Here is a 22,451-nt window from a genome sequence, read left to right as displayed (position 1 = left end):
CATGCACGTACGCAATCTGCCCGCACCGGTGAAGCGGGTCGTGCACCTCGGCTCCCGGTCGTTCGGACGGCTCACCGCGGAGAGCCGCATGCTGCCCTCGTTCCTGATCTGCGGTGGGCAGCGCTGTGGCACCACGTCGCTCTACCGCGCGCTGGCCGCGCACCCGGTCGTGCTGAAGGCGGTGCTGCACAAGGGTGTGCACTACTTCGACACGTCCTACCAGCGCGGGCCGGAGTGGTACCGCGGCCACTTCCCGACGCTGCGCAGCGCCGAGCGGATCGCCGAACGCTACGGGGTCCGCGCGCAGACCTTCGAGTCCAGCCCGTACTACATGTACCACCCGCAGGCGGCCGCCCGGATCGCCCACGACCTGCCCTACGCCAAGCTCGTGGTGCTGGTCCGGGACCCGGTGGAACGCGCCTACTCGCAGCACCACCACGAGGTGGCCCGGGCCTACGAGTCGGAGCGGGACTTCGGCGCGGCCGTGGCACTGGAGCCGGCCCGGCTGCACCGTCAGGAGGAACGGCTCACCCTCGACCCGTCCTACTACAGCTTCGCCCACCAGCATCACGCGTACCGGTCCCGTGGCGAGTACGCCCGCTATCTGAGCGTGGTGGCCCAGCACGTGGGGCGGGAGCGGATCCACGTGGTGGAGAGCGAGCGCTTCTTCAGCGACCCGGAGCCGGTCTACGACGAGGTCTGCGCCTTCCTCGGGCTGCCCTCCGGGCTGGAGCGGCCCACCTTCGAGCAGCACAACGCCCGCCCCCGGCAGGCCGACATGGATCCCGGGCTGCGCCGCGACCTGTACGCCTACTACCAGCCGCACGACGAGGCGCTGGCCGGCTGGCTGGGGCACACCCCGGTCTGGCGCCGCCGGTGACGGCAACGACCGCGCAGGCGGATCCGCGCGGCGCCACCCGGGACACGGCCCGCGGCGGGCTGGCCAACATGGCCGGCTCGGCGCTGGCCGGCGGCACCGGTGTGGTGGTCACCTGGATCGTGGCCCGGGCGCTCGGCGCCGAGCAGGCCGGTGCGTTCTTCGCCGCCACGGCCGCGTTCGTGCTGGTCGGCGGGCTGGCCAAGCTCGGCACCCAGACCGGGCTGGTGTACTGGCCGGCCCGGCTGCGCAGCACCGGGCAGGACCATCTGCTGGGCGCCTGCCTGCGCGCCGGCATCCCGCCGGTGGCCGGGTTCTCGCTGCTCCTGGGCGTGGCGATGTGGCTGGCCGCACCGGCGATCGCGCGCCTCACCGCGGGCGAGGCGCCGGAGGTGGTCGCCGGGCACACCGCCGGGCTCCGGGTGCTGGCCGTCTTCGTCCCGCTCCAGGCGCTGACCGACGTGCTGCTCACCGTGACGCGCGGCTACCGGAGCATGCGGCCGACCGTGCTGCTGGACCGGGTGCTGCGCAGCGGGCTGCAACTGCTCGCGGTCGGCGCGGCGGGGGTGGCGGCGCTCTGGGTCACGGCCTCACTGCCGGTCTTCGCGCTGGCCTGGGCGGCGCCGTATCTGCCGGTGGCGATCCTGGCCGCGGTGGCCGCGCGTCGCGCGTACACCTCGGGCCGGACGAGGGTGAGCACCGACCGGGGTGAGCGTCGCCGCGTGCGCCGGGAGTTCTGGGTCTTCACCGCCCCGCGGGCGGTGGCCGCGGTCGCCCAGCTCGCGTTGCAGCGGGTGGACGTGCTGCTGGTGGCGGCGCTGGGCGGGCTGGCGCCGGCGGCCGTCTACGCGGTGGCCGGCCGGTTCGTGGTGCTGATCCAGTTCGCGAACCAGGGTCTGTCGCAATCGGTGCAGCCGCGTCTGGCCGAGACGCTGAGCACCGGCGACCTGGCCGCCGCGAAACGGCTCTACCAGATCGCGACCGGCTGGCTGGTCCTGGTGACCTGGCCGATCAGCCTGCTGGTGATGGCGCTCGCGCCCTGGTACCTACGGCTGTTCGGCGACGGGTACGCCTCCGGCGTCCCGGTGGTGCGGGTGCTGGCCGCCGCGATGCTGGTGGCGACCGGCTGCGGGATGGTCGACATGGTCCTGGCGATGGCCGGTCGCACCTCGCTGAACCTCGGCAACGTGCTGATCGCGCTGACCGTGACGATCGGCCTGGACGTGTGGCTGATCCCGCGCTGGGGCGCGCTGGGGGCGGCGGCCGGGCTGGCCGGGGCGATGGTGGTGAACAACCTGCTCCCGCTGGTCCAGGTCCACCGGAGCACCGGTCTGCACCCGTTCGGCCGGGGGACGCTCACGGCGGCGTTCCTGGCCCTCCTCTGTTTCGGATTCATCCAGTTTTTCCCGGCGGCCATCGTGATCGCCGTCCCGGCCTACGCCGCGGGGGCGTGGCTGCTACGCGGACCGTTGATGCTCGGCGCATTCAGGAGGAAGAGTTGACCAGCGATTACACAGGGGTGTTCCAGGACACCGAGGCGGTCGAGAAGTACGAGACCGTGACGTACGCCCCGGACAGCTACGCGTCGCGGATCAACGACCGCCAGCGGGACTACCTGCGCGCCCTGGTGCGCCGCGAGTTCCCCGAGCATCCACCGGTCCAGCACGACTTCGCCTGCGGCACCGGGCGGGCCGTCCGGGCGCTGCACGGCCTGGTCCGGGAGGCGCACGGGTACGACACGTCGGCCGAGATGATGTCGAAGGCCGCCGAGGTGGGGTCGCGGGCCTACTGGCACCTGGTTCCCCAGGAGGGTCCGGTGCCGCAGCCGGTGGCGGCCGGCTTCCCGGCGATCGTCACGATCTTCCGGCTGCTGCTCAACGTCGACGAGGGGGTCCGGGACCGGGCGCTGGCCTTCGCCGCCAAGGTGCTGCCGCACCGCGGATCCGGGGTGCTCGTGGTGGAGAACCACGGCAACGCCGGATCGGTCCGGCACCTGCGGGCCCGGCGGCACAGCGGGGAACGCTGGTTCGCCGAGCTCTCCCACGAGGAGGTCGGGCGGCTGCTGGCCCGGCACGGTTTCGAGATCGTCGAGCGGCGCGGCTTCTCGATGCTCACGCCGTCGCTGCACGACCACCGGGTGGCCCGGCTCGCCGACGCGGCGGCACGACGGATGCCGGGCAGCGATGCGTACGCCGTGAACGTCCTCTACACCGCCCGGCGGCTCCATGCGTAGCGGGCTGATCGCCACCGCCCTCGTGCTCCTGCTGCTCGGCGGCTGCTTCTCGGGTGACCGGGAGGAACCCGCCCCGACGCCGTCACCCGACCTGAGCAGCCCACCGCGGGCGGTCGCCACCAACCGGGGCCCGTTCCAGGCCGGGCCCTTCGAGGCGCCCCGCCGCGGCGCCTACCTCGGGGCGTGGATCAAGCCGGACGAGCTGACCCAGGTGGGCCGGCTCGCCGCGGTCGGCGCCCTGGAGCAGTCGCTGGGCCGGAAACTGCACTTCATCAACACGTACCGCCGGTTCGAGCAGATGATGGGCACCCCCTCGGACGCGGCGTTCCTCGCCGACGGCGCCAAGCTGATGATCAGCTGGGCCACCGGGGACAACCGGTCCATCCTGACCGGGGAGCACGACGAGCTGATTCGCGAGCAGGCCCGGGCGATCCGGAAGATCAAGGATCCGGTGATGCTGCGGATGCGCTGGGAGATGGACCGGCCCAACCTGCGGGCCACCATGTGGTCCGGCGAGGACTACATCGCGGCCTGGCGGTACGTCCGGAAGATCTTCCGCGAGGAGAAGGCCGACAACGTCTCCTGGGTGTGGTGCCCGACGGCCGAGGGCTTCATCCGCGGCGACGCGCCCGCCTTCTACCCCGGGGACGACCAGGTGGACTGGACCTGTGTGGACGTCTATGCCGGTTTCGAGTTCCAGCCGATCGGCACGCTGATGGGGCCCTTCCTGGAGTGGGCCGCCCAGCGTCCGAAACCGATCGTGATCGGCGAGTTCGGCGTGGCCAAGGCCTGGGGGTCGGAGGGCCGGGCCGCCTGGCTCAAGGACGCCGAGCGCACCTTCAAGGTGAACAAGCAGATCAAGGCCGTCGCCTACTTCGAGTCCGATCCCGACGGCAACGGGCCCAACCAGCAGTTCCAGCTCGCCGGGGACGAGCGGGCTTTCAAGGCGTTCCTGCGGCTGGTCCGGGACCCGTACTTCAATCCCTGATCCGCTCGAGGAACTCCAGCCGGTTGCCGTGCCCGTCGGCCGAGTAGAGCCGCCGGTGACCCGGGAAGTGGGGATCCCACTCGACCGGGTGCCCGGCGGCCGCCAGCCGCTCGGCCAGCGCGTCCAGGCCGTCGATCAGCACGCCCGGATGCGACTTGAGCGCCGGGGCGAAGTCCGGGACCACGCTGAGATGCACCTCCCAGCCGCCCGCCCGGAACCAACAGCCACCGCGCGCGGCCAGCACCGGCGGTTTCACGACCTCGGCCATGCCGAGGACGCCGCTGTAGAAGGCCCGGGCCACGCCCTCGCCACCCGGTGGGATCAGCAGCTGCACATGGTGCAGGTCATCGATGCGAAAACCCATGATCCGATCTTAACCGTACGGGCGTACGGTTTGCCAGCCCAGAAAAGTGTCGTACGTGTGTTCCATAGTGAGCTCAGCCAGTTCGGGCCGAGCCACGGGGGTGTCACCGATGTCGTACCTCGACGACTTCTTCGAGGAGCAGAGCGAGATCATCGAGCGGTTCGGGTGGGCCGTCGTGCACGTCCTGCCGGGTGACGACGATCCGGCCGAGACCGTCCCTTTCGCATACACGGTGGGCCTCACCGGCTACGGCTTTCCCGAGCTGACCATCGCCGGAGTGTCCCCGGAATTCGGCCACCAGCTGCTCAACGAGGTGGCCGGGCGGGTCCGCGACGAGGGCCTCCAGCTGCGCCACGGGCACCGCATCCGCGGTCTGATCACCGGCCAGGAGGTGCGGGTCGTGGGCGGCGAGATCCGGGCCGAGCTGTTCCCCGGCGCCGCCCTGATGCGCTACGGCGACGACCGGGTGCGGTTGCTACAGCTCGCCTGGCCCGATCCGGGTGACCGTTTCCCCTGGCAGAGCGGTTACGACGCGGCGGGCTTCCCCCAGCCGACGCTGGGCGTGCCCCTCACCCGGGCCGGCCGCCGTTGCGCCGCCTTCCGCGGCGTCCCGGGCAGCGCCCGCCGCCGGCGAGCACCCCGCTCCCGGCGGGACTCCCCAGGCGGCGAGGGCGGCAACCTCCGCCCCTGACGATCAGCGGCGACCGGCCCAGCGCGGGGCCCAGGCCAGGAGGCGCAGGGCGTAGGGGGCGTCGCGGCGGAGGTAACGGCCGGCCAGGCGGCGCGGTTCGACGCCGAGGCGGTGGATCCACTCCAGGCCGCTGCGCTGCATCCAGAGCGGGGCGCGCCCGAGGTCGCCGGCGACGAAGTTGACCGCGGCGCCGCAGCCGACGAACCAGGTTCGGGGCAGGTCACCGCGGAGGCGCTCGATGACGTCCTCCTGCTTGGGGAAGCCCAGACCGACGAAGACCAGATCCGGTTCGGCGGCGATCACCTTCACGCAGAAGTCGGCGTAGGTGCTCTCGTCGAGCTCGAAGCCGTAGTCGGGGCTGATCGTGCCGGCGATCCGCAGACCGGGGCACGCGGCGGCGAGCCGGGCGGCCGCCCGGGCCGCGCCTCCTCCGGCGGGGGCCGGGGTTCCGCCGACCACGAAGATGGAGCGACCGTCGCGGCCGAGGCCCTCGGAGAGGGACCAGATCAGGCTGCTGCCGGCCACCCGCTCGGGGAGCGGGGCGCCACCGAGGCGGCTCGCCCAGATCAGTGGCATGCCGTCGGCGACGATGAGGTCGGCGTCGTCGAGGTGGCGGCGGACGGCCGGGTCGGCGGCGGCGCGGCGAAGGATGTCGATGTTCGGGGTGACGATGCGGCCACCGCGGCCGTGGGCGAGCGCGTCCCGGACAACGGCCACGACCTCGTCCTCGGTAATGCGGTCGATACCGGTGCCATCTAGCTGCACACGGTCGAAAGCCTCGATAGTCACCTAACGCCTCCTTCTGCCTGTTTCACTCGTTACCTGAGCGAAACGAGCGAAGGCGAGCCAAAGTGGCACAAGTGCTTTTTCTGGGCGGATTCGGACGTAGCGGGACAACACTCGTCGAACGCCTGCTCGGCGAACTGCCCGGGATGTGCGCTCTCGGCGAGGTCGTTCATCTCTGGCAACGCGACATCCGGGACGACGAGCGGTGCGGCTGCGGCGCCCGGTTCTCCGGCTGCGCGTTCTGGCGGCGCGTCGGCGACCTGGCCTTCAACGGCTGGGCGAACGTCGACGTCGACCGGATCCACACGCTCCGCGACGCGGTCGAGCGGACCCGGCACATCCCGCGCCTCGCCTCGGCCACCGCCGCCACCGACGAGGTCCGCGAGTACGCCTCCTACTACGCCCGGGTCTACGCCGCGGCGGCCGAGGTGTCCGGCGCCCGGATGGTGATCGACTCCTCCAAGCACTCGGCACTGGCCCACGTGCTGCGCTGGGCGGACGACCTGGACCTGCGCGTGGTGCACGTGGTGCGGGACGCGCGCGGGGTGGCGTACTCCTGGACCAAGACGGTGAGCCGGCCGGAGACCGACGGCGCCGACCAGATGACCCGCTACTCCCCGGGCCGCTCGGCGGTGCTGTGGAACGCGCACAACGCCGCGTTCGGCCTGCTCGCCCGCCGGGGTGTGCCGGTGTACCGGATCCGCTACGAGGAGTTCCTCGCCGACCCGCGGGCCGGCCTGATCCGCCTGGCCGACTTCGCGGGCCTCCCCCTGCACCCGGAACACCTGGACTTCCTCCGGACCGAACACGCCGACCTGCGGGCCGGGCACAGCGCGGCGGGCAATCCGATGCGCTTCACCGTAGGCCGGCTGGCGCTGCGCCGCGACGACGCCTGGGTCCGCGCCCTGCCCAGCACCCAGCGCCGCCTGGTGGGCGCGGTCTGCGGGCCGCTGCTGCGGGCGTACGGCTACCCGCTGAACATCGCTTCGGAGGCATAATGAACTGGCCGTCGGTCGGGGTCGTGATCCCCACCCGGAACCGCCCCGAGCTGGTCCGCCGCGCGATCGCCGCGGTGCGCGGGCAGCGCTACCCGGGCGACCTCAAGGTCGTCGTGGTGTACGACCAGACCGAGCCGGACTACCTGCTGGCGTCCACCGACGGCGTACCGGTGCTGGTCCTGACGAACTGGCGGTCCGCCGGTCTGGCCGGCGCCCGCAACACCGGGCTGATGGCGCTGGACAGCGAGCTGATGGCGTTCTGCGACGACGACGACCAGTGGCTGCCGGACAAGCTGCGCCGTCAGGTGGCGGCGCTGCTCGCGGAGCCGTCGGCCGAGTTCGCCACGTGTGCGATCGAGGTCGAGTACGAGGGCCGCCGCACCCCGCGACTGGCCGGCCGGAGCCGGGTGACCGTGGCGGACCTGGCCCGGTCCCGGATGGCGATGCTGCACTCGTCGTCGTTCCTCCTCCGCCGGGAGGCGCTGGCCGAGGACGCGATCGGGATGGTCGCCGAGGACGCGCCGGGCAGCCAGAACGAGGATTGGGACCTTTTGCTAAGGGCGGCCCGCCGGAGTCCGATCGTTCATTTGGACGAACCGTTGGTCCGGGTGCTCTGGGGGCGGACCTCGCAGTACGCGTACGAGTACGCCACCAAGATCTCGTCGCTGCGCTGGATGATGCGGCGGCACCCGGAGATCAGCGGCTGCGGTCCGGGGGCGGCCCGGGTGTACGGACAGCTGGCCTGCTGGTCGGCGGCGTCCGGTAACCGGGGTGCGGCCTGGCGCTACAGCAAGGAGGCGGTCCGGGCCAATTGGCGCGAACCGCGAACCGCCATCGCGCTGGCCGCGATGACCGGAGCGGTGAAGGTGGAGAACGTGCTGTCGGCCCTGCACAAACGCGGCCGAGGTATCTGAACTCACCCTTTCGAACCGACCCGATCACGGGGTACTGTTCGAGTGTGTTCGAATTAGTTCGGTCCAACTGATGTTGGCTCAGCAGAGACAGGCCGCGATCCTCGACCGGGTCCGCGCCACCGGCGGCGTCCGGGTCACCGAGCTCGCCGCGGAGTACGGCGTCTCCGACATGACGATCCGTCGTGACCTGGAGGCCCTCGCCGACCGTGGTTTGCTGGCGAAGGTACATGGTGGAGCGACGACCGTCAGTCCCGGTTCGGCGCACGAGCCGGGCTTCGCCGCCAAGTCGGTGCGCCAGCGCGGGGAGAAGACGGCGATCGCCATGCGGGCGGCCGCCATGGTCTCCCCCGGCGACGCCATCGCCCTGTCCGCCGGCACCACCACGGCGGAGCTGGCCCAGCGCCTCGTCGACGTGCCGAGCCTGACCGTGGTGACCAACTCGATCCCGGTCGCCGACGTGTTCTACCGCGCCGGCCGCCCGGATCAGACGGTCGTGCTCACCGGCGGCACCCGGACCCCGTCGGACGCGCTGGTCGGCCCGGTGGCGGTGGCCGCCATCGGCACCCTGCACCTGGACATGCTGTTCCTCGGTGTGCACGGGATGAGCGAGCGCGCCGGATACACCACCCCCAACCTCATGGAGGCCGACGTCAACCGGGCCCTGGTGGAGGCCGCCGAGCGCCTGGTGGTGCTCGCCGACCACACCAAGTGGGGCACCGTCGGCATCTCCTCGATCGTGCCGTTGGCCCGCGCCGACGTGCTGATCACCGACGACGGCCTGGAGGCCGGCGCCCGTGACCTCCTCACGGAAACAGTTCCCGAACTCGTGGTGGTGAATCCCCAATGACCCCGACCCGATCGGCCGTCCGGCTCTGCGACGGCCGCGAGCTGATCTACTTCGACGAGGCCCCCGGCAGCGGCCGGTCCGGGCACCCGGACACCCGTGAGCTGCCGCCGCCCCCGCCGGCCTCGCAGTTGCGCCACGACCCGCTGACCGATGAGTGGATCGCGATCGCCGCGCACCGCAACACCCGGACCTTCCTGCCGCCGTCGGACGCCTGCCCGCTGTGCCCGACCACCGAGCGGTTCGCCAGCGAGATCCCGGCGCCCAGCTACGACGTGGTGGTCTTCGAGAACCAGTTCCCGTCGTTCTCCGACCGGATCGTGCCGGACGAGCTGACCCAGGTGACCGACATGGTCCCGGTCCGGCCGGGCCACGGCCGGTGCGAGGTGGTCTGCTTCACCAGTGACCACGACAGCGCCTTCGGCTCGCTTCCGCCCACGCGCGTCCGTACCGTGATCGATGCTCTCGCCGACCGGACCGCCGAGCTGTCCGCGCTGCCCGAGGTGGCACAGGTGTTCCCGTTCGAGAACCGGGGCGTCGAGATCGGCGTGACCCTGCACCACCCGCACGGCCAGATCTACGCCTACCCGACGGTGACCCCGAAGACCGCGGCCTACCTGCGGGCCGCGAAACGGCACTTCGAGAAGACCGGGCGCAATCTGTACGCCGACGTCCTCGCCGCCGAACAGGAGGCGAAGGTCCGGGTGGTGGCGTCCAACGAACACTGGACGGCGTATGTGCCGGCCGCCGCCCGCTGGCCGTTCGAGGTGCACCTGGCCCCGCACCGGCAGGTCCCCGATCTGCCGGCGTTGACCGATGCGGAGCGCGACGCGTTCGGCCCGCTCTACCTGGACCTGCTGCGCCGCTTCGACGGGCTGTTCGGCAAGCCGATGCCGTACATCTCGGCCTGGCACCAGGCGGTCACCGGCGAGGGCCGCGAGCTGGGCTATCTGCACCTGCAGCTGTTCAGCATCCGGCGGGCCGCGGACAAGCTGAAGTTCCTGGCAGGGTCGGAGTCGGCGATGGGCGCGTTCGTCAACGACATCGTCCCGGAGGCCGCGGCGCAGCGGCTGCGCGACATCTGACACGACGCCGAACCTCTTTCAACCTGGCATCGGGCGGAAAGCCATCACGGCCGTAAACCGGCGCCGGGTGCCTTCGCCCTCGCCACGTTGAAAAAGGTTCGGTGGGGAGGCCCGGGACAAGGCCTCCCCACCGTGCAACGAGCCGCGCGGGCTACCGGTTACTGCCCGTAGTAGGCCTCCTTCATGATCCGTTCGAGGTCGGCCAGCATCGGCATCCGCGGGTTGGCCGGCGCGCACTGGTCCAGGTAGGCGTTCATGGCCTGCTGCGGCAGCGCGTCCAGGAACTCCTTCTCGTCCACGCCGGCGCCCTGGAAGGACGACGGGATGCCGACGGCCGCGCGCAGCCGCTCGACGGCCCGGGCGTAGGACTCGACGCCCTCCTCCGGGGTGCCGGCGGGCAGGCCCAGGTGCCGGGCGATGTCCTGGAAGCGCTCGGGGGCGATGTACCGCTCGTACTTCGGCCAACTGTTCAGCTTCGACGGCACGGTGCCGTTGTGCCGGATCACGTGCGGCAGCAGGATCGCGTTGGTCCGGCCGTGCGCCACGTGGAAGGTGGCGCCCAGGGTGTGCGCCATGGCGTGCACGATGCCGAGGAACGCGTTGCCGAACGACATGCCGGCGATCGTCCCGGCGTTGTGCATCTTCTCCCGCGCGACCGGGTCCTCGGGGCCGGCGGAGACCGCCCGCTCCAGGTTGCCGAAGATCAGCTTGATGGCGTGCAGGGCGAGGCCGTCGGTGAAGTCGCTGGCGTAGACCGAGACGTACGCCTCGGTGGCGTGGGTCAGCGCGTCGAAGCCGCTGTCCGCGGTGACCACCGGCGGCAGGTCCTTGGTCAGGTGCGGGTCGATGATCGCCACGCTCGGGGTGAGCGCGTAGTCGGCCAGCGGGTACTTCTGCCCGGTCGCGGTGTCGGTGATCACGGCGAACGGGGTGACCTCGGCGCCGGTGCCGGAGGTGGTCGGCACGCAGACCAGCTTGGCCAGACCGCCCAGGGCCGGGAACTTGAAGGCCCGCTTGCGGACGTCGAAGAACTTCTCCTTCATGTCCGCGAAGTCGACGTCCGGGTGCTCGTAGAGCAGCCACATCACCTTCGCGGCGTCCATCGGCGAACCGCCGCCGAGCGCGATGATCGTGTCCGGCCGGAAGGAGCGCATCAGGGCCGCGCCGGTCTGCACCGTCTCGATGCTGGGCTCCGGCTCGACGCCGTCGATCACCTGGATGGTCACCGGCTCCGGGCGCCGGCGCAGCACGTTGCTGATCCGGTCGACGTACCCGAGCCTGGTCATGGTGTGGTCGGTGACGATGGTGACCCGGGAGACGTCGGGCATGTCCCGGAAGTACCGGATGGCGTGCGGCTCGAAGTACATCTTGGCCGGCACCTTGAACCACTGCATGTTGTTCGTCCTACGGCCGATGCGCTTGATGTTGAGCAGGTTGAGGGCAGACACGTTGTCGGAGACCGAGGTGTGCCCGTAGCTGCCGCAGCCCAGGGTGAGCGAGGGACGGAAGCCGTTGTAGATGTCGCCGATGCCGCCCTGCGAGGCGGGCGCGTTCCAGATGATCCGGACCGCCTTCATCCGCTTGCCGAACCGCTCCGACAGGCCGGCGTCCCTGGCGTGCACGACCGCGCTGTGCCCGAGCCCGTGGAACTCGACCATCTGCTCGGCGTACCGGATGCCCTGCTCTTCGCCGTCGGCCCTGAGCACGGCCAGCACCGGGCAGAGCTTCTCCCGGCTCAGCGGCTCGGCCGAACCGACCTCGCCGATCTCGGCGAGCAGCACCGAGGTGTCGGCCGGGACGGCGAATCCGGCCTGCTCGGCGATCCAGGCCGCGGACCGGCCCACCACCGCGGCGTTCAGTTTCCGCCCGTCCGGGAAGATGAAGTCCCGCAGCAGCCGCGTCTCGTCCTCGGTCGCCAGGTGGGCGTGCAGCCGCCGGAACTCCGCGAGCGCCTGCCCGGCGACCGGGGCGTCCAGGACGACGGCCTGCTCGGAGGCGCAGATCATGCCGTTGTCGAAGGTCTTCGACAGCACGATGTCGTGGACGGCGCGGACCACGTCGGCGGACGCGTGGACGTACGCCGGAACGTTGCCGGCGCCGACGCCGAGGGCCGGCTTGCCGGTCGAGTAGGCGGCCCGGACCATCGCGTTGCCACCGGTGGCCAGGACCGTGGCGACGCCCGGGTGGTTCATCAGGGCCGAGGTGGCCTCGATGGAGGGCTGCTCGACCCACTGGACACAGTGCTCCGGTGCGCCGGCCGCGATCGCCGCGTCCCGGACCACCCGCGCCGCCTCGGCACTGCACCGCTGGGCGTTCGGGTGGAAGGCGAAGACGATCGGGTTACGGGTCTTCAGCGCGAGCAGCGCCTTGAAGATGGTGGTGGAAGTCGGGTTGGTCACCGGCGTCACGGCGCAGACCACACCCACCGGGTCGGCGATCTCGGTGATGCCGTTGATGTCGTCGCGGTGGATCACCCCGACCGTACGCATGCCGGCCATGCTGTTCGTGACGTGCTCACAGGCGAAGATGTTCTTGACGGCCTTGTCCTCGAACACACCCCGCCCGGTCTCCTCGACCGCCGACCTGGCCAGCTCGCCATGCTTGTCCAGCGCGGCCACGGAGGCCTTGCCGACGATGTGGTCGACCTGCTCCTGGGTGAAGTCCGCGTAGTCGGCGAGGGCCTTCTCCGCGTGACGCACCAGCAGATCGATCGTCGCCTCCAGCTCGCTCACGATCCTCTTCCCCTCGGCTCGGGTCAGCGGGGATCCATCCCCGCCTTCTTCATCCTTGGCGTGGCGGGAATCGATGTACGCGGCGTGAAGGCCTGTTCTGAAAGGACGAAGGTCCCGCCGGCACGGTGGCCGGCGGGACCTTCGAGGTGTTACCGCTGGAGTCAGGCGGCGAGCTTGCGCGCCAGGTTCTCGTCCAGAGCGTTCATGAACTCGTCGGTGGACAGCCACGGGGCGTCGCGGCCGATCAGCAGCGCGAGGTCCTTGGTCATCTGGCCACTCTCGACGGTCTCGATGCAGACCCGCTCGAGCTTCTCGGCGAACTCGGTCACCTCGGGGGTGCCGTCCAGCTTGCCGCGGTGCTTGAGGCCGCCGGTCCAGGCGAAGATCGAGGCGATCGGGTTGGTCGAGGTCTTCTCGCCCTTCTGCCACTGCCGGTAGTGCCGGGTGACGGTGCCGTGGGCCGCCTCGGCCTCGACGGTCTGGCCGTCCGGGGTCATCAGCACGCTGGTCATCAGACCGAGCGAGCCGAAGCCCTGGGCCACCGTGTCGGACTGCACGTCGCCGTCGTAGTTCTTGCAGGCCCAGACGTAGCCACCCTCCCACTTCAGGGCGGCGGCGACCATGTCGTCGATCAGCCGGTGCTCGTAGGTGAGACCGGCCTCCTTGAACTGGTCCGCGAACTCGGTCTCGAAGATCTCCGCGAACAGGTCCTTGAAACGCCCGTCGTAGGCCTTCAGGATCGTGTTCTTGGTGGAGAGGTAGACCGGGTAGTTACGGGCCAGGCCGTACCGGAACGAGGCCCGCGCGAAGTCACGGATCGACTCGTCGAAGTTGTACATCGCCATGCCGACGCCACCGGCCGGGAAGTCCGCGACGTGGAATTCCAGCGGCTCGGAGCCGTCCTCCGGCGTGAAGGTGACGGTGAACTTGCCGGCCTTCGGCGCGACGAAGTCGGTCGCCTTGTACTGGTCGCCGTGGGCGTGACGGCCGATGATGATCGGCTTGGTCCAGCTCGGTACCAGCCGGGGTACGTTGCTCATGATGATCGGCTCGCGGAAGACCACGCCGCCGAGGATGTTGCGGATCGTGCCGTTCGGCGACCGCCACATCTTCTTCAGGCCGAACTCCTCGACCCGCGCCTCGTCCGGGGTGATCGTCGCGCACTTGACGCCCACACCGTGCCGCTTGATGGCGTTGGCCGAGTCGATCGTCACCTGGTCGTCGGTCTCGTCCCGGTACTGGATCGACAGGTCGTAGTACTCGAGGTTCACATCGAGATACGGCAGGATCAGCTGCTCACGAATCTGCTTCCAGATGATCCGGGTCATCTCGTCGCCGTCGATCTCAACGACCGGGTTCTTGACCTTGATTTTCGCCATCGGCCGGCGCTCCTCTCCCGAAACACACGCTTAGCAGTACGAGCGTACTGCCCGCTCCCCGTAGATCGCCGGGCGGCCCCGTTCCGGCGGTCCCCTCTACCATCCCAGGCCGGGACGAATCGGTACGCCGATCCGCGCCACCGCCGCTCACCGGCCAGGCCGGTGATGGTGCTCACGACGAAGGCCGGGGCGTACGCCCCGGCCTTCGTCAGCGAAATCTTAGAGGTGCGCGACGTCCGCCTGCTTGGCGCGGACCGCCTCGGCGGCCTCCTTCAGGCCGGCCAGCTCGCTCTCGGTGAGCTTGTCCTCGACGACCTTCTTGATGCCCTGCGCGCCCAGCTCGGCCTCGACGCCCAGGTAGACGCCGGAGATGCCGTACTCCCCGTCGACCCAGGCGCAGACCGGCATGACCACGCCGGAGTCCTCGGCGACGGCCTTGGCCATGCGGGCCGCGGCGGCCGACGGGGCGTAGTACGCCGAGCCCGTCTTCAGCAGCGCGACCACCTCGGCGCCACCGTTACGGGTACGGACGACCAGCTCCTCGATCTTGTCGGCCGGCAGCAGGTCGGACAGCGGCTTGCCGTCGACGGTGCAGCGCGACGGAACCGGCACCATGGTGTCGCCGTGCGAGCCCAGGGTCAGCGCCTTGACGCTGGACACCGGAACGTTCAGCTCCTCGGCGATGAAGTTGGTGAACCGGGCGGTGTCGAGCACGCCGGCCTGACCGAAGACCTGGTTCCGGGGGAACTCGGTGGCGAGCTGGGCCAGCGCGGTCATCTCGTCGACCGGGTTGGACACCACGATGACGACGGCGTTCGGCGCGTACTTCTTGATGTTCTCGGCGACCTGGCGAACGATCTTCGCGTTGACCTCGAGCAGGTCCATCCGGCTCATGCCCGGCTTACGCGGCAGACCGGCGGTCACGACGACCACGTCGGACCCCGCGATGGCCTCGTAGCCCTCGCCGTTCGGGCCGGTGCTGACGCCGACGACCTTCGTCTCGAAGCCCTCGATCGACCGGGACTGGTTGATGTCGAGCGCGAGACCCGCCGGCTTTCCGTCGATGATGTCGGTGAGAACCACCGTCTCGAAGATGTCGTACTCGGCGAGACGCTGCGCGGTCGTGGACCCGTAGAAACCGGCGCCTACGACGGTTACCTTCTTGCCCATAGCTCTGCTCTCCCAGTGTCCGGGCGAATTTTCGCGACCGTATCAGCCGGTTAACGGACGATTACCAGCCGGTCGGCTGAACGGGAGATAAGCCACCTCAGCCGACCCTGCCAGCAATGTGATCAGTGGTAGAAGTGCCGCGTCCCGGTCAGGTAGACAGTCAGGCCGGCCTTCTCGGCGGCCTCGATCACCAGGTTGTCACGGATCGAGCCACCGGGCTGGACCACCGCCTTGATTCCCGCCTCGATCAGCACCTCGAGACCGTCCGGGAACGGGAAGAACGCGTCGGACGCCGCCATGCTGCCCCGGGCCCGCTCGGCGCCGGCCCGGGAGACGGCCAGCTTCGCCGAGTCGACCCGGTTGACCTGCCCCATGCCGACACCGACGGTCGCGCCGTCCGACGCCAACAGGATGGCGTTGCTCTTCACGCTGCGGATCGCCCGCCACGCGAACACCAGATCCGCCAACTGCCCGGCCGAAGCCGGCGCGCCGGTCGCGAGGGTCCAGTTCGCCGGGTCGTCGCCGTCGGCGTCGATCCGGTCCGCCGACTGCACCAGCACGCCGCCGCCCACCTGCTTGATCTCGGTGGCCGGGGGGTTCCAGGCCGGGGCGACCAGGACCCGCAGATTCTTCTTCTCCCGGAACAGCTCCAGGGCCTCGGCCTCGTAGGAGGGCGCCACGACGACCTCGGTGAAGATCTCGCCGAGCTGCCGGGCGAGCTCCGCGGTCACCTCGCGGTTGACCGCCACCACGCCGCCGAAGGCCGACACCGGGTCGCACGCGTGCGCCTTGCGGTGCGCCTCGGCCACATCCGCCCCGACCGCGATCCCGCACGGGTTGGCGTGCTTGATGATCGCCACGCACGGCTCGGTGAAGTCGTTGGCGCTACGCCAGGCGGCGTCCGCGTCGACGTAGTTGTTGTAGGACATCTCCTTGCCGTGCAGCTGCTCGGCCTGGGCCAGGCCGGCGGGCGCCTCCGGGTCGAGGTAGAGCGCGGCCCGCTGGTGCGGGTTCTCCCCGTAGCGAAGCGTGTTCTCCCGCTTCAGCGCGAGCCCGGCGAACTCCGGCCACTCACTTTCCACCAACGTCGAGGCACACCAGTTGGCGACGGCCACGTCGTACTCCGCGATGTCCGCGAAAGCGCGAGCCGCGAGCAGCTTGCGCTGCGTCAGCGTGAAACCGCCGTCCTTCACCGCCTCCAGCACCAGGGGGTACGCGGAGACGGCCGTGACGACCGCGACGGAGGCGTGGTTCTTGGCCGCGGCCCGGACCATGGCCGGCCCACCGATGTCGATCTTCGCGATGCACTCCTCCTCGCCCGCACCCGAGGCGACCGTCTCGGTGAACGGGTAGAGGTTGCTGATCAGCAGGTCGAACGGCTCGATGCCGTGCTCGGCCAGCTCGCTCACATGGCTCTCCAGCCGCATGTCGGCGAGCAGCCCACCGTGGACACGCGGGTGCAGCGTCTTGACCCGGTCGCTGAGGATCTCCGGGAAGCCGGTCAACTGCTCGACCCGGGTGACCGGGACGCCGGCCGCCTCCACGGTCGACGCGGTCGAACCGGTCGAGACGATCTCTACCCCGGCGGCGTGCAGCGCCTGCGCCAGCTCGACGATGCCGTCCTTGTACCAGACGCTCAGCAGCGCCCGCTTGATCGGACGACGACCCTCTGTGGAGGTCACGGAATCCGTACCTTTCTGTCCGCTATGGTCCAGCCCTCGCGGACCAGGCGGCCGACGAAGTCGACCAGCTGGGCCCGCTCGGCCACCTTGATGCGCTCGGTGAGCGTGTCCTCCGTGTCGTCGTCGAGCACGGGGACCACGGTCTGGGCGATGATCGGCCCGGTGTCGACACCGGCGTCCACGAAGAAGAGCGTCGCGCCGGCCACCTTCACCCCGTACGCCAGCGCGTCCCGCGGACCGTGGATGCCGGGGAAGGCCGGCAGCAGCGCGTTGTGGGTATTGATGTACCGGTCGCCGAACGCGTCCAGGAACTGTTTGCCGACCAGTTTCAGGAAGCCGGCCGAGATGACCAGATCCGGGCGATGGGCGGCGACGTGCCCGGTCAGTGCGGCGTCCCAGTCGTCCCGGGTCGGGTAGGCCTTCACCGAGTCCACGAAGGTGGGAATTCCAGCGGCCGCGGCGTGCTCCAGGCCGGCGATCCCGTCCCGGTCGGCACCGACGGCGACCACGGTGGCGCCGTACGCCGGGTCGGCTGTCGCTTCGAGGAGAGCCTGCAGGTTGCTGCCCGATCCGGAGATGAGGACGACCAGGCGGGCGGGCGCGGGGTCAGTCACCTGTGCACCCTATCGTCGCGCCGAGCCATCCCCGACAACGGGGCGTTTCCCGGGCGGCATCGGTCACTCCTGCGTTAAGCTGCGACGACTTGGGCATCCGTACCGATCATTGGTCGCACGCCGGATCCGGAGGACCGAAGCATGAGCACTCCCCCGCCCTACTACGGACCGAGCGGCATGCCGCCGTCCGGCGCCGACAACAACCAGGGCCTGATCGCCATGATCCTGGGCATCGTCTCGATCCCGGCGCTCTGCTGCTTCTATCTCGGGGTGCCGCTCGCCATCGCGGCGGTCGTCCTGGGCTTCCTCGGCAAGCAGAAGGCCGAACAGGGCCGGGCCACCAACCGCGGGCAGGCCATCGCGGGCATCGCCTGCGGTGCCGCCACACTGGCCCTGACCGTGGTGTTCGTGATCCTGGGCATGGTCATGCAGGACTTCAACCCGCAGGACTTCCAGAACTTCTAGATTCAGGAGCGGCGGAAGAACGCCCTGGTCGCGGTGGCTCCGAGGGTGACCGAGACGGCCACCACGAGGGCCGCGACGACGCCGGTCTGGACCGGGTCCGGCCCGATCCGGGCCAGCCGCCCGGAGCCGACCGCGCCGCCGGAGAGCCAGGCCAGCACACCCAGGGCGACCCCGGCGACCGGTCCGGCGAACAGGCCCGACGTCACCAGCAGCGACCAGCGCGGCTCGACGACGGCGGCGGAGCCCTTGCCGGCCCGCCGGGCGGCCCGCCACGCGCTGTCCCGGCCGAACCGCAGCCGCTGGGTGAGCGCCCAGCCGGCCACCGCCCCGGCGATCACCGGGCAGGCCAGCAGCAGGGTGCCGATCGCCCCGACCGGGCCCTCCGGGAGCCCGGCGACCAGCGGCAGCATCGGCGGCGGCCCGACCGCGACCTCGGTGAGCCGGACGATGGTGCCGGTGCCCAGCGCGAAGCCGGGGCCGAGCAGGTAGGCGGCCGCCCAGATCGAGACGTTCACCGCGTACCCGATGCTGATCAGGGTGATGCCGGCCTGGCCGGCCACGCCGGTCTGGTAGCCGGCGATGATGTCCGCCGCCTGGGCTCCGCCGAGCGCGACCGCGAGCCCGCCGGCGACCGCTCCGGCGGCGAGGATCAGGAACGCCGCGACCACACCGGACCGCAGACCGTGCCGGATCGCGGGTGGCGCCCGGCGCGCCAGGACCGAGATCGCGTCGGTGCCGCGCAGCGCCCCGACCAGCGATCCGAGGACGCCGAGGGCGAGGAAACGCGACGCGGCCACACCGGTGGAGACCTCCGTGCCGCGGCCGTCGACCAGGATCGAGGCAAGGGCTCCGACCAGGGCGTACGCGCAACCGACCACCACCGCGACGAGAATCGCCCGGGGAATCGAACCGGTCCGCCTGGCCCCGATCGCCCGGGTCACGTGCAGCCCGGCCCGGTTGAGCCGCCAGAGCACGAACCCGGTGAGCGCCAGCGGGGCGAGCGCGAGCGGCCCGATCGAGGTCCCGATCGGCACCCCGTGCCCGAGCATCCACCCGGCCAGCCCGGCGTGCGCGGCGCCGGCCAGCCCGCCGGAGCCCTCCAGGGTGCGGGCCAGACCGATCACGGCGGCTACCGGGAGGTAGGTCAGCAGGGCCGCCCACAGCGTGGCGAAGAGGGCCGCGACCGGCAGCGGGGCGCGCCGCCCGGGGGTGGGCCGGCGTTGGGTGGGCACCCGGACCGTCTCCCGGCGCCCGAGCATCTCCTCGTCGAGCACCACGGTGTCGCGCCGGCCGTCATCGGCGCCGATCGCCTCGGTGATCCGCTCGGCGGGGGCCTCCCGCTCGATGGCGGCGGTGTCCCGCACCACGGACTGGAGCGCCTCGGCGACCGCGAACGGGTCCTCCGAGCCGCCGGGCCGGTCGGGTGTGCTGGACATCGCGCCTACTTTTCCATGCCGATGCCGGAGCGGCGATACAGATACGACGGCGCGCCGCCGATCGGGTCGCTTCCCGATCGACGGCGCGCCGTTTGCACAGGCCTGCTCAGCTCAAGATGTCGCGCATGAGCTGGGCGGTCTCGGACGGCGTCTTGCCGACCTTGACGCCGGCCGCCTCGAGCGCGACCTTCTTGGCGTCGGCGGTGCCGGCCGAACCGGAGATGATGGCGCCGGCGTGGCCCATCGTCTTCCCGGGCGGCGCGGTGAAGCCGGCGATGTAGCCGACCACCGGCTTCGTGACGTTGGCCTTGATGAACTCGGCGGCCCGCTCCTCGGCGTCGCCACCGATCTCACCGATCATGACGATCGCGTCGGTGTCCGGGTCCTCCTGGAACGCCTTCAGCGCGTCGATGTGCGTGGTCCCGATGATCGGGTCACCACCGATGCCGACGGCGGTGGAGAAGCCGAACTCCCGCAGCTCGTACATCAGCTGGTAGGTCAGCGTGCCGCTCTTGCTGACCAGGCCGATGCGGCCCTGCGGGGTGATGTCGGCCGGGATGATGCCGGCGTTGGAGGCGCCGGGCGACGCGATGCCGGGGCAGTTCGGGCCGATGATCCGGGTCTTCTCGCCCTTGGCCACGTTGTACGCCCAGAACGCCGCCGAGTCCTGCACCGGCACGCCCTCGGTGATCACCACGGCGAGCGGGATCTCGGCGTCGATCGCCTCGACGACCGCGGCCTTGGTGAACGCCGGCGGTACGAAAATCACCGATACGTCGGCGCCGGTCGCGGCGATGGCCTCGGCCACGCTGGCGAAGACGGGCAGCTCGGTGCCGTCGAAGTCCACCTTGGTGCCGGCCTTGCGCGGGTTGACGCCACCGACCACCTGGGTGCCCGCGGCGAGCATCCGCTTGGTGTGCTTGGAGCCCTCACCACCGGTGATGCCCTGGACGATGACCTTGGAGTCCTTGGTGAGCCAGATCGCCATTAGTTCACTTCCCCGCAGCCGCGAGCTCGGCGGCACGCTGGGCCGCTCCGTCCATCGTGTCGACCCGCTCGACCAGCGGGTTGTTGGCGCCGTCCAGGATGGCGCGGCCGGCCTCGGCGTTGTTGCCGTCGAGGCGGACGACCAGCGGCTTGGTGACGGTCTCGCCGCGCTCGGTGAGCAGGGCGAGGGCCTGGACGATGCCGTTGGCCACCGCGTCGCACGCGGTGATGCCGCCGAAGACGTTCACGAAGACGGACTTCACGGCCGGGTCACCGAGGACGATCTCCAGGCCGTTCGCCATCACCTGGGCGCTCGCGCCACCGCCGATGTCGAGGAAGTTGGCCGGCTTGACGCCACCGTGGCTCTCGCCCGCGTACGCCACCACGTCCAGGGTCGACATGACCAGGCCGGCGCCGTTACCGATGATGCCGACCTCACCGTCGAGCTTGACGTAGTTGAGGTTCTTCTCCTTGGCGGCCTGCTCCAGCGGGTCGACCGCGGACTTGTCCTCCAGGGCCTCGTGGTCGGGGTGCCGGAAGCCGGCGTTCTCGTCCAGCGTGACCTTGGCGTCCAGCGCCAGCACCCGGCCGTCGCCCACCTTGGCGAGCGGGTTGACCTCGACCAGCGTGGCGTCCTCGGCGACGAACGCCGCCCACAGCTTCACCGCGATGTCGACGACCTGGTCGGCGACCTCGGCCGGGAACTTGGCGGCGGTCACGATCTCGCGCGCCTTCGCCTCGTCCACGCCCTTGCTCGCGTCGATCGCGATCTTGGCGACCCGGTCCGGGTCCTCCTCGGCGACCGTCTCGATCTCCATGCCGCCGGCGACGCTGGCGATGCAGAGGAACGTCCGGTTGGCCCGGTCCAGCAGGTAGGAGAAGTAGTACTCCTCCTTGATGTCGGCCGTCTCGGCCAGCATCACCTTGTGGACCGTGTGGCCCTTGATGTCCATGCCCAGGATGTCGGTCGCACGGGCCTCGGCCTCGTCCGTCCCGTCGGCCAGCTTGACGCCACCGGCCTTACCACGGCCACCGACCTTGACCTGCGCCTTGACGACGACCTTGCCGCCCAGCCGCTCGGCGATCGCCCGGGCCTCCTGCGGGGTCTCGGCGACGCCGCCGCCCAGCACGGGCAGCCCGTGCCGTTCGAACAGGTCGCGCCCCTGATACTCGAACAGGTCCACGTGTCTCCTTTCGCTCGCGACGCCAAGCGCCGGCAAGCCGCACCGTTGCGTCCCGACCTGTGTGCGCGGCGCAGCGCAGCGCGCCGCCAGCGTGAGGATCGTCCGGCCCATCCGCATCTGCGAAACGGCCTTCATCCGCAGACTAGCGACCTGAGCGACCTCCGTTGGCGCGCGGGTGCACGGTGTGCAAGACCACACACCGGAGTGGCGAAAGCGCAGGCCGGGGCCGCTGTGACCACCGTGCACAGGGTGTACACGGAGAACTCACCATCCGACGGTGGCCGATGTGGTGGCGAATCTCGCGGCCGTCCCGTTGATGGAGCGACCGTGCCGGAGGCCCGCGCCGAAAAAGTCACGCATGCGCGCGTAACCCGCTCGGGAGGGGGTCGTTGAGTCAGGTGTCGGAGCGCCACGGCGCCCGTACGGAAAGCGGCCGATGCCCTGTCGGTCGAGGGGTGGCGGCGGGGCATCGCGCATAGAGGGGCCGGACGTGTGAGGGGTGCGTCCGGCCTCTCCCTTTGCGCCCGGCCCGTTCAGCAGCCTATTCAGGCGACCGGCGCCGCCACATTGGCGCGAACCCATTCGACGATGGATTCGAGTGACGCACCCGGAGTGAATAGGCCGGCTACCCCGAGTGATTGCAATTCGGCGATGTCATCCTCGGGAATGATGCCGCCACCGAATACCACGATGTCGGCGGCGTCACGCTCCGCCAACAGTTCCAGCACCCTGCGGAACAGTGTCATGTGCGCGCCGGAGAGGACGGACAGGCCGATGCCGTCGGCGTCCTCCTGAATCGCGGTCTCCACGATCTGCTCGGGCGTCTGGTGCAGCCCCGTGTAGATCACTTCCATACCGGCGTCGCGCAGCGCCCGCGCGATCACCTTGGCCCCGCGGTCGTGCCCGTCCAGCCCGGGCTTCGCCACGACGACCCTGATCCGTGCTTGCATGCTGACCCCTCCGGGCTCTCCGACCCCGGCGTCCGGCCGCAGCGCGGACTTCCTTCCGTGGTCACCTGAACG

The 22,451-nt window shown here is 70.7% G+C and carries 21 protein-coding genes; 10 read left to right on the top strand and 11 right to left on the bottom strand.

Annotated elements, in window-relative coordinates; genetic code table 11:
* Window position 1 precedes the first annotated feature (1 nt).
* Genes IEZ13_RS22410 through IEZ13_RS22395 form a run of 4 tightly spaced genes read left to right on the top strand, consistent with a single transcriptional unit; the run spans window position 2 to window position 4,098 of the window.
* Window positions 2-880, top strand: a complete 879-nt coding sequence (locus IEZ13_RS22410; protein WP_183222939.1) for a sulfotransferase domain-containing protein — start codon at window positions 2-4, stop codon at window positions 878-880.
* Window positions 877-2,379, top strand: a complete 1,503-nt coding sequence (locus IEZ13_RS22405; RefSeq protein ID WP_229794881.1) for an MATE family efflux transporter — start codon at window positions 877-879, stop codon at window positions 2,377-2,379. The genes IEZ13_RS22410 and IEZ13_RS22405 overlap by 4 nt, the downstream gene beginning before the upstream one ends.
* Window positions 2,376-3,110 carry a class I SAM-dependent methyltransferase gene (locus IEZ13_RS22400; RefSeq protein ID WP_183222938.1) on the top strand — a complete coding sequence of 245 codons (735 nt, stop codon included), beginning with the start codon at window positions 2,376-2,378 and terminating at the stop codon, window positions 3,108-3,110. Before IEZ13_RS22405 ends, IEZ13_RS22400 begins: the two co-directional genes overlap by 4 nt.
* Window positions 3,103-4,098, top strand: a complete 996-nt coding sequence (locus IEZ13_RS22395) for a glycosyl hydrolase (RefSeq protein ID WP_183222937.1) — start codon at window positions 3,103-3,105, stop codon at window positions 4,096-4,098. Before IEZ13_RS22400 ends, IEZ13_RS22395 begins: the two co-directional genes overlap by 8 nt.
* Here the strand turns inward: IEZ13_RS22395 and IEZ13_RS22390 are convergent.
* Complete coding sequence (locus IEZ13_RS22390; protein WP_183222936.1) at window positions 4,088-4,462, bottom strand: VOC family protein; 375 nt, start codon at window positions 4,460-4,462, stop codon at window positions 4,088-4,090. The genes IEZ13_RS22395 and IEZ13_RS22390 overlap by 11 nt on opposite strands.
* 109 nt (window positions 4,463-4,571) lie before the next feature.
* Between IEZ13_RS22390 and IEZ13_RS22385 the strand changes: the two genes are divergently transcribed.
* On the top strand, window positions 4,572-5,153 hold the full coding sequence (locus IEZ13_RS22385; protein ID WP_183222935.1) for a DUF4262 domain-containing protein: 582 nt from the start codon (window positions 4,572-4,574) through the stop codon (window positions 5,151-5,153).
* A gap of 3 nt (window positions 5,154-5,156) precedes the next feature.
* On the opposite strand, the gene IEZ13_RS22380 is transcribed toward IEZ13_RS22385, so the two are convergent.
* Window positions 5,157-5,942, bottom strand: a complete 786-nt coding sequence (locus IEZ13_RS22380; RefSeq protein ID WP_183222934.1) for a WecB/TagA/CpsF family glycosyltransferase — start codon at window positions 5,940-5,942, stop codon at window positions 5,157-5,159.
* Between the two features lie 62 nt (window positions 5,943-6,004).
* Between IEZ13_RS22380 and IEZ13_RS22375 the strand changes: the two genes are divergently transcribed.
* From IEZ13_RS22375 to galT, 4 genes are all read left to right on the top strand, one after another.
* Window positions 6,005-6,937 carry a sulfotransferase gene (locus tag IEZ13_RS22375; protein ID WP_183222933.1) on the top strand — a complete coding sequence of 311 codons (933 nt, stop codon included), beginning with the start codon at window positions 6,005-6,007 and terminating at the stop codon, window positions 6,935-6,937.
* Window positions 6,937-7,851, top strand: a complete 915-nt coding sequence (locus IEZ13_RS22370; RefSeq protein ID WP_183222932.1) for a glycosyltransferase family 2 protein — start codon at window positions 6,937-6,939, stop codon at window positions 7,849-7,851. The genes IEZ13_RS22375 and IEZ13_RS22370 overlap by 1 nt, the downstream gene beginning before the upstream one ends.
* Window positions 7,852-7,921: 70 nt before the next feature.
* Entirely contained in the window at window positions 7,922-8,698 is a 777-nt protein-coding gene (locus IEZ13_RS22365; RefSeq protein WP_183222931.1) for a DeoR/GlpR family DNA-binding transcription regulator, read from the top strand.
* Window positions 8,695-9,780, top strand: a complete 1,086-nt coding sequence (gene galT, locus IEZ13_RS22360; RefSeq protein ID WP_183222930.1) for a galactose-1-phosphate uridylyltransferase — start codon at window positions 8,695-8,697, stop codon at window positions 9,778-9,780. The genes IEZ13_RS22365 and galT overlap by 4 nt, the downstream gene beginning before the upstream one ends.
* A gap of 158 nt (window positions 9,781-9,938) precedes the next feature.
* Here the strand turns inward: galT and adhE are convergent, their stop codons facing one another.
* From adhE to purN, 5 genes are all read right to left on the bottom strand, one after another.
* Window positions 9,939-12,740 (bottom strand): bifunctional acetaldehyde-CoA/alcohol dehydrogenase, encoded by a 2,802-nt coding sequence (gene adhE / locus IEZ13_RS22355; protein WP_268240128.1) that lies wholly within the window; start codon window positions 12,738-12,740, stop codon window positions 9,939-9,941.
* On the bottom strand, window positions 12,674-13,891 hold the full coding sequence (locus IEZ13_RS22350; protein WP_183222929.1) for an NADP-dependent isocitrate dehydrogenase: 1,218 nt from the start codon (window positions 13,889-13,891) through the stop codon (window positions 12,674-12,676). Before IEZ13_RS22350 ends, adhE begins: the two co-directional genes overlap by 67 nt.
* Before the next feature lie 219 nt (window positions 13,892-14,110).
* Window positions 14,111-15,061 (bottom strand): malate dehydrogenase, encoded by a 951-nt coding sequence (gene mdh, locus IEZ13_RS22345; protein WP_183222928.1) that lies wholly within the window; start codon window positions 15,059-15,061, stop codon window positions 14,111-14,113.
* 122 nt (window positions 15,062-15,183) lie between these two features.
* A complete protein-coding gene (gene purH / locus IEZ13_RS22340; RefSeq protein ID WP_183222927.1) occupies window positions 15,184-16,743 on the bottom strand; it encodes a bifunctional phosphoribosylaminoimidazolecarboxamide formyltransferase/IMP cyclohydrolase in 1,560 nt (519 codons plus the stop codon).
* Complete coding sequence (gene purN / locus IEZ13_RS22335; RefSeq protein WP_183222926.1) at window positions 16,740-17,357, bottom strand: phosphoribosylglycinamide formyltransferase; 618 nt, start codon at window positions 17,355-17,357, stop codon at window positions 16,740-16,742. The genes purH and purN overlap by 4 nt, the downstream gene beginning before the upstream one ends.
* Before the next feature lie 141 nt (window positions 17,358-17,498).
* On the opposite strand from purN, the gene IEZ13_RS22330 reads away from it, so the two are divergent.
* Complete coding sequence (locus IEZ13_RS22330) at window positions 17,499-17,822, top strand: DUF4190 domain-containing protein (RefSeq protein ID WP_183222925.1); 324 nt, start codon at window positions 17,499-17,501, stop codon at window positions 17,820-17,822.
* Between the two features lie 2 nt (window positions 17,823-17,824).
* On the opposite strand, the gene IEZ13_RS22325 is transcribed toward IEZ13_RS22330, so the two are convergent.
* The 4 genes from IEZ13_RS22325 to icmB form a co-directional block, all read right to left on the bottom strand.
* Complete coding sequence (locus IEZ13_RS22325) at window positions 17,825-19,258, bottom strand: cell division protein PerM (protein ID WP_183222924.1); 1,434 nt, start codon at window positions 19,256-19,258, stop codon at window positions 17,825-17,827.
* Window positions 19,259-19,364: 106 nt separating this feature from the next.
* On the bottom strand, window positions 19,365-20,246 hold the full coding sequence (gene sucD, locus IEZ13_RS22320) for a succinate--CoA ligase subunit alpha (protein ID WP_183222923.1): 882 nt from the start codon (window positions 20,244-20,246) through the stop codon (window positions 19,365-19,367).
* A gap of 4 nt (window positions 20,247-20,250) precedes the next feature.
* Window positions 20,251-21,429, bottom strand: a complete 1,179-nt coding sequence (gene sucC, locus IEZ13_RS22315; protein WP_183222922.1) for an ADP-forming succinate--CoA ligase subunit beta — start codon at window positions 21,427-21,429, stop codon at window positions 20,251-20,253.
* Between the two features lie 545 nt (window positions 21,430-21,974).
* Complete coding sequence (gene icmB, locus IEZ13_RS22310) at window positions 21,975-22,379, bottom strand: coenzyme B12-dependent isobutyryl CoA mutase small subunit (protein WP_183222921.1); 405 nt, start codon at window positions 22,377-22,379, stop codon at window positions 21,975-21,977.
* Window positions 22,380-22,451: the final 72 nt, after the last annotated feature.

This window comes from Actinoplanes campanulatus (assembly GCF_014647795.1).
In the GTDB taxonomy this organism is placed as follows: Bacteria; Actinomycetota; Actinomycetes; order Mycobacteriales; family Micromonosporaceae; genus Actinoplanes; species Actinoplanes campanulatus.
This window is presented reverse-complemented; position numbering and strand designations above follow the sequence as displayed.

Coding starts and splice junctions, on each gene's coding strand:
- IEZ13_RS22410 (WP_183222939.1), top strand. CDS start 2: ATGCACGTACGCAATCTGCCCGCACCGGTGAAGCGGGTCGTGCACCTC.
- IEZ13_RS22395 (WP_183222937.1), top strand. CDS start 3,103: ATGCGTAGCGGGCTGATCGCCACCGCCCTCGTGCTCCTGCTGCTCGGC.
- IEZ13_RS22390 (WP_183222936.1), bottom strand. CDS start 4,462: ATGGGTTTTCGCATCGATGACCTGCACCATGTGCAGCTGCTGATCCCA.
- IEZ13_RS22385 (WP_183222935.1), top strand. CDS start 4,572: ATGTCGTACCTCGACGACTTCTTCGAGGAGCAGAGCGAGATCATCGAG.
- IEZ13_RS22370 (WP_183222932.1), top strand. CDS start 6,937: ATGAACTGGCCGTCGGTCGGGGTCGTGATCCCCACCCGGAACCGCCCC.
- IEZ13_RS22365 (WP_183222931.1), top strand. CDS start 7,922: ATGTTGGCTCAGCAGAGACAGGCCGCGATCCTCGACCGGGTCCGCGCC.
- galT (WP_183222930.1), top strand. CDS start 8,695: ATGACCCCGACCCGATCGGCCGTCCGGCTCTGCGACGGCCGCGAGCTG.
- IEZ13_RS22350 (WP_183222929.1), bottom strand. CDS start 13,891: ATGGCGAAAATCAAGGTCAAGAACCCGGTCGTTGAGATCGACGGCGAC.
- mdh (WP_183222928.1), bottom strand. CDS start 15,061: ATGGGCAAGAAGGTAACCGTCGTAGGCGCCGGTTTCTACGGGTCCACG.
- IEZ13_RS22330 (WP_183222925.1), top strand. CDS start 17,499: ATGAGCACTCCCCCGCCCTACTACGGACCGAGCGGCATGCCGCCGTCC.
- IEZ13_RS22325 (WP_183222924.1), bottom strand. CDS start 19,258: ATGTCCAGCACACCCGACCGGCCCGGCGGCTCGGAGGACCCGTTCGCG.
- sucD (WP_183222923.1), bottom strand. CDS start 20,246: ATGGCGATCTGGCTCACCAAGGACTCCAAGGTCATCGTCCAGGGCATC.
- icmB (WP_183222921.1), bottom strand. CDS start 22,379: ATGCAAGCACGGATCAGGGTCGTCGTGGCGAAGCCCGGGCTGGACGGG.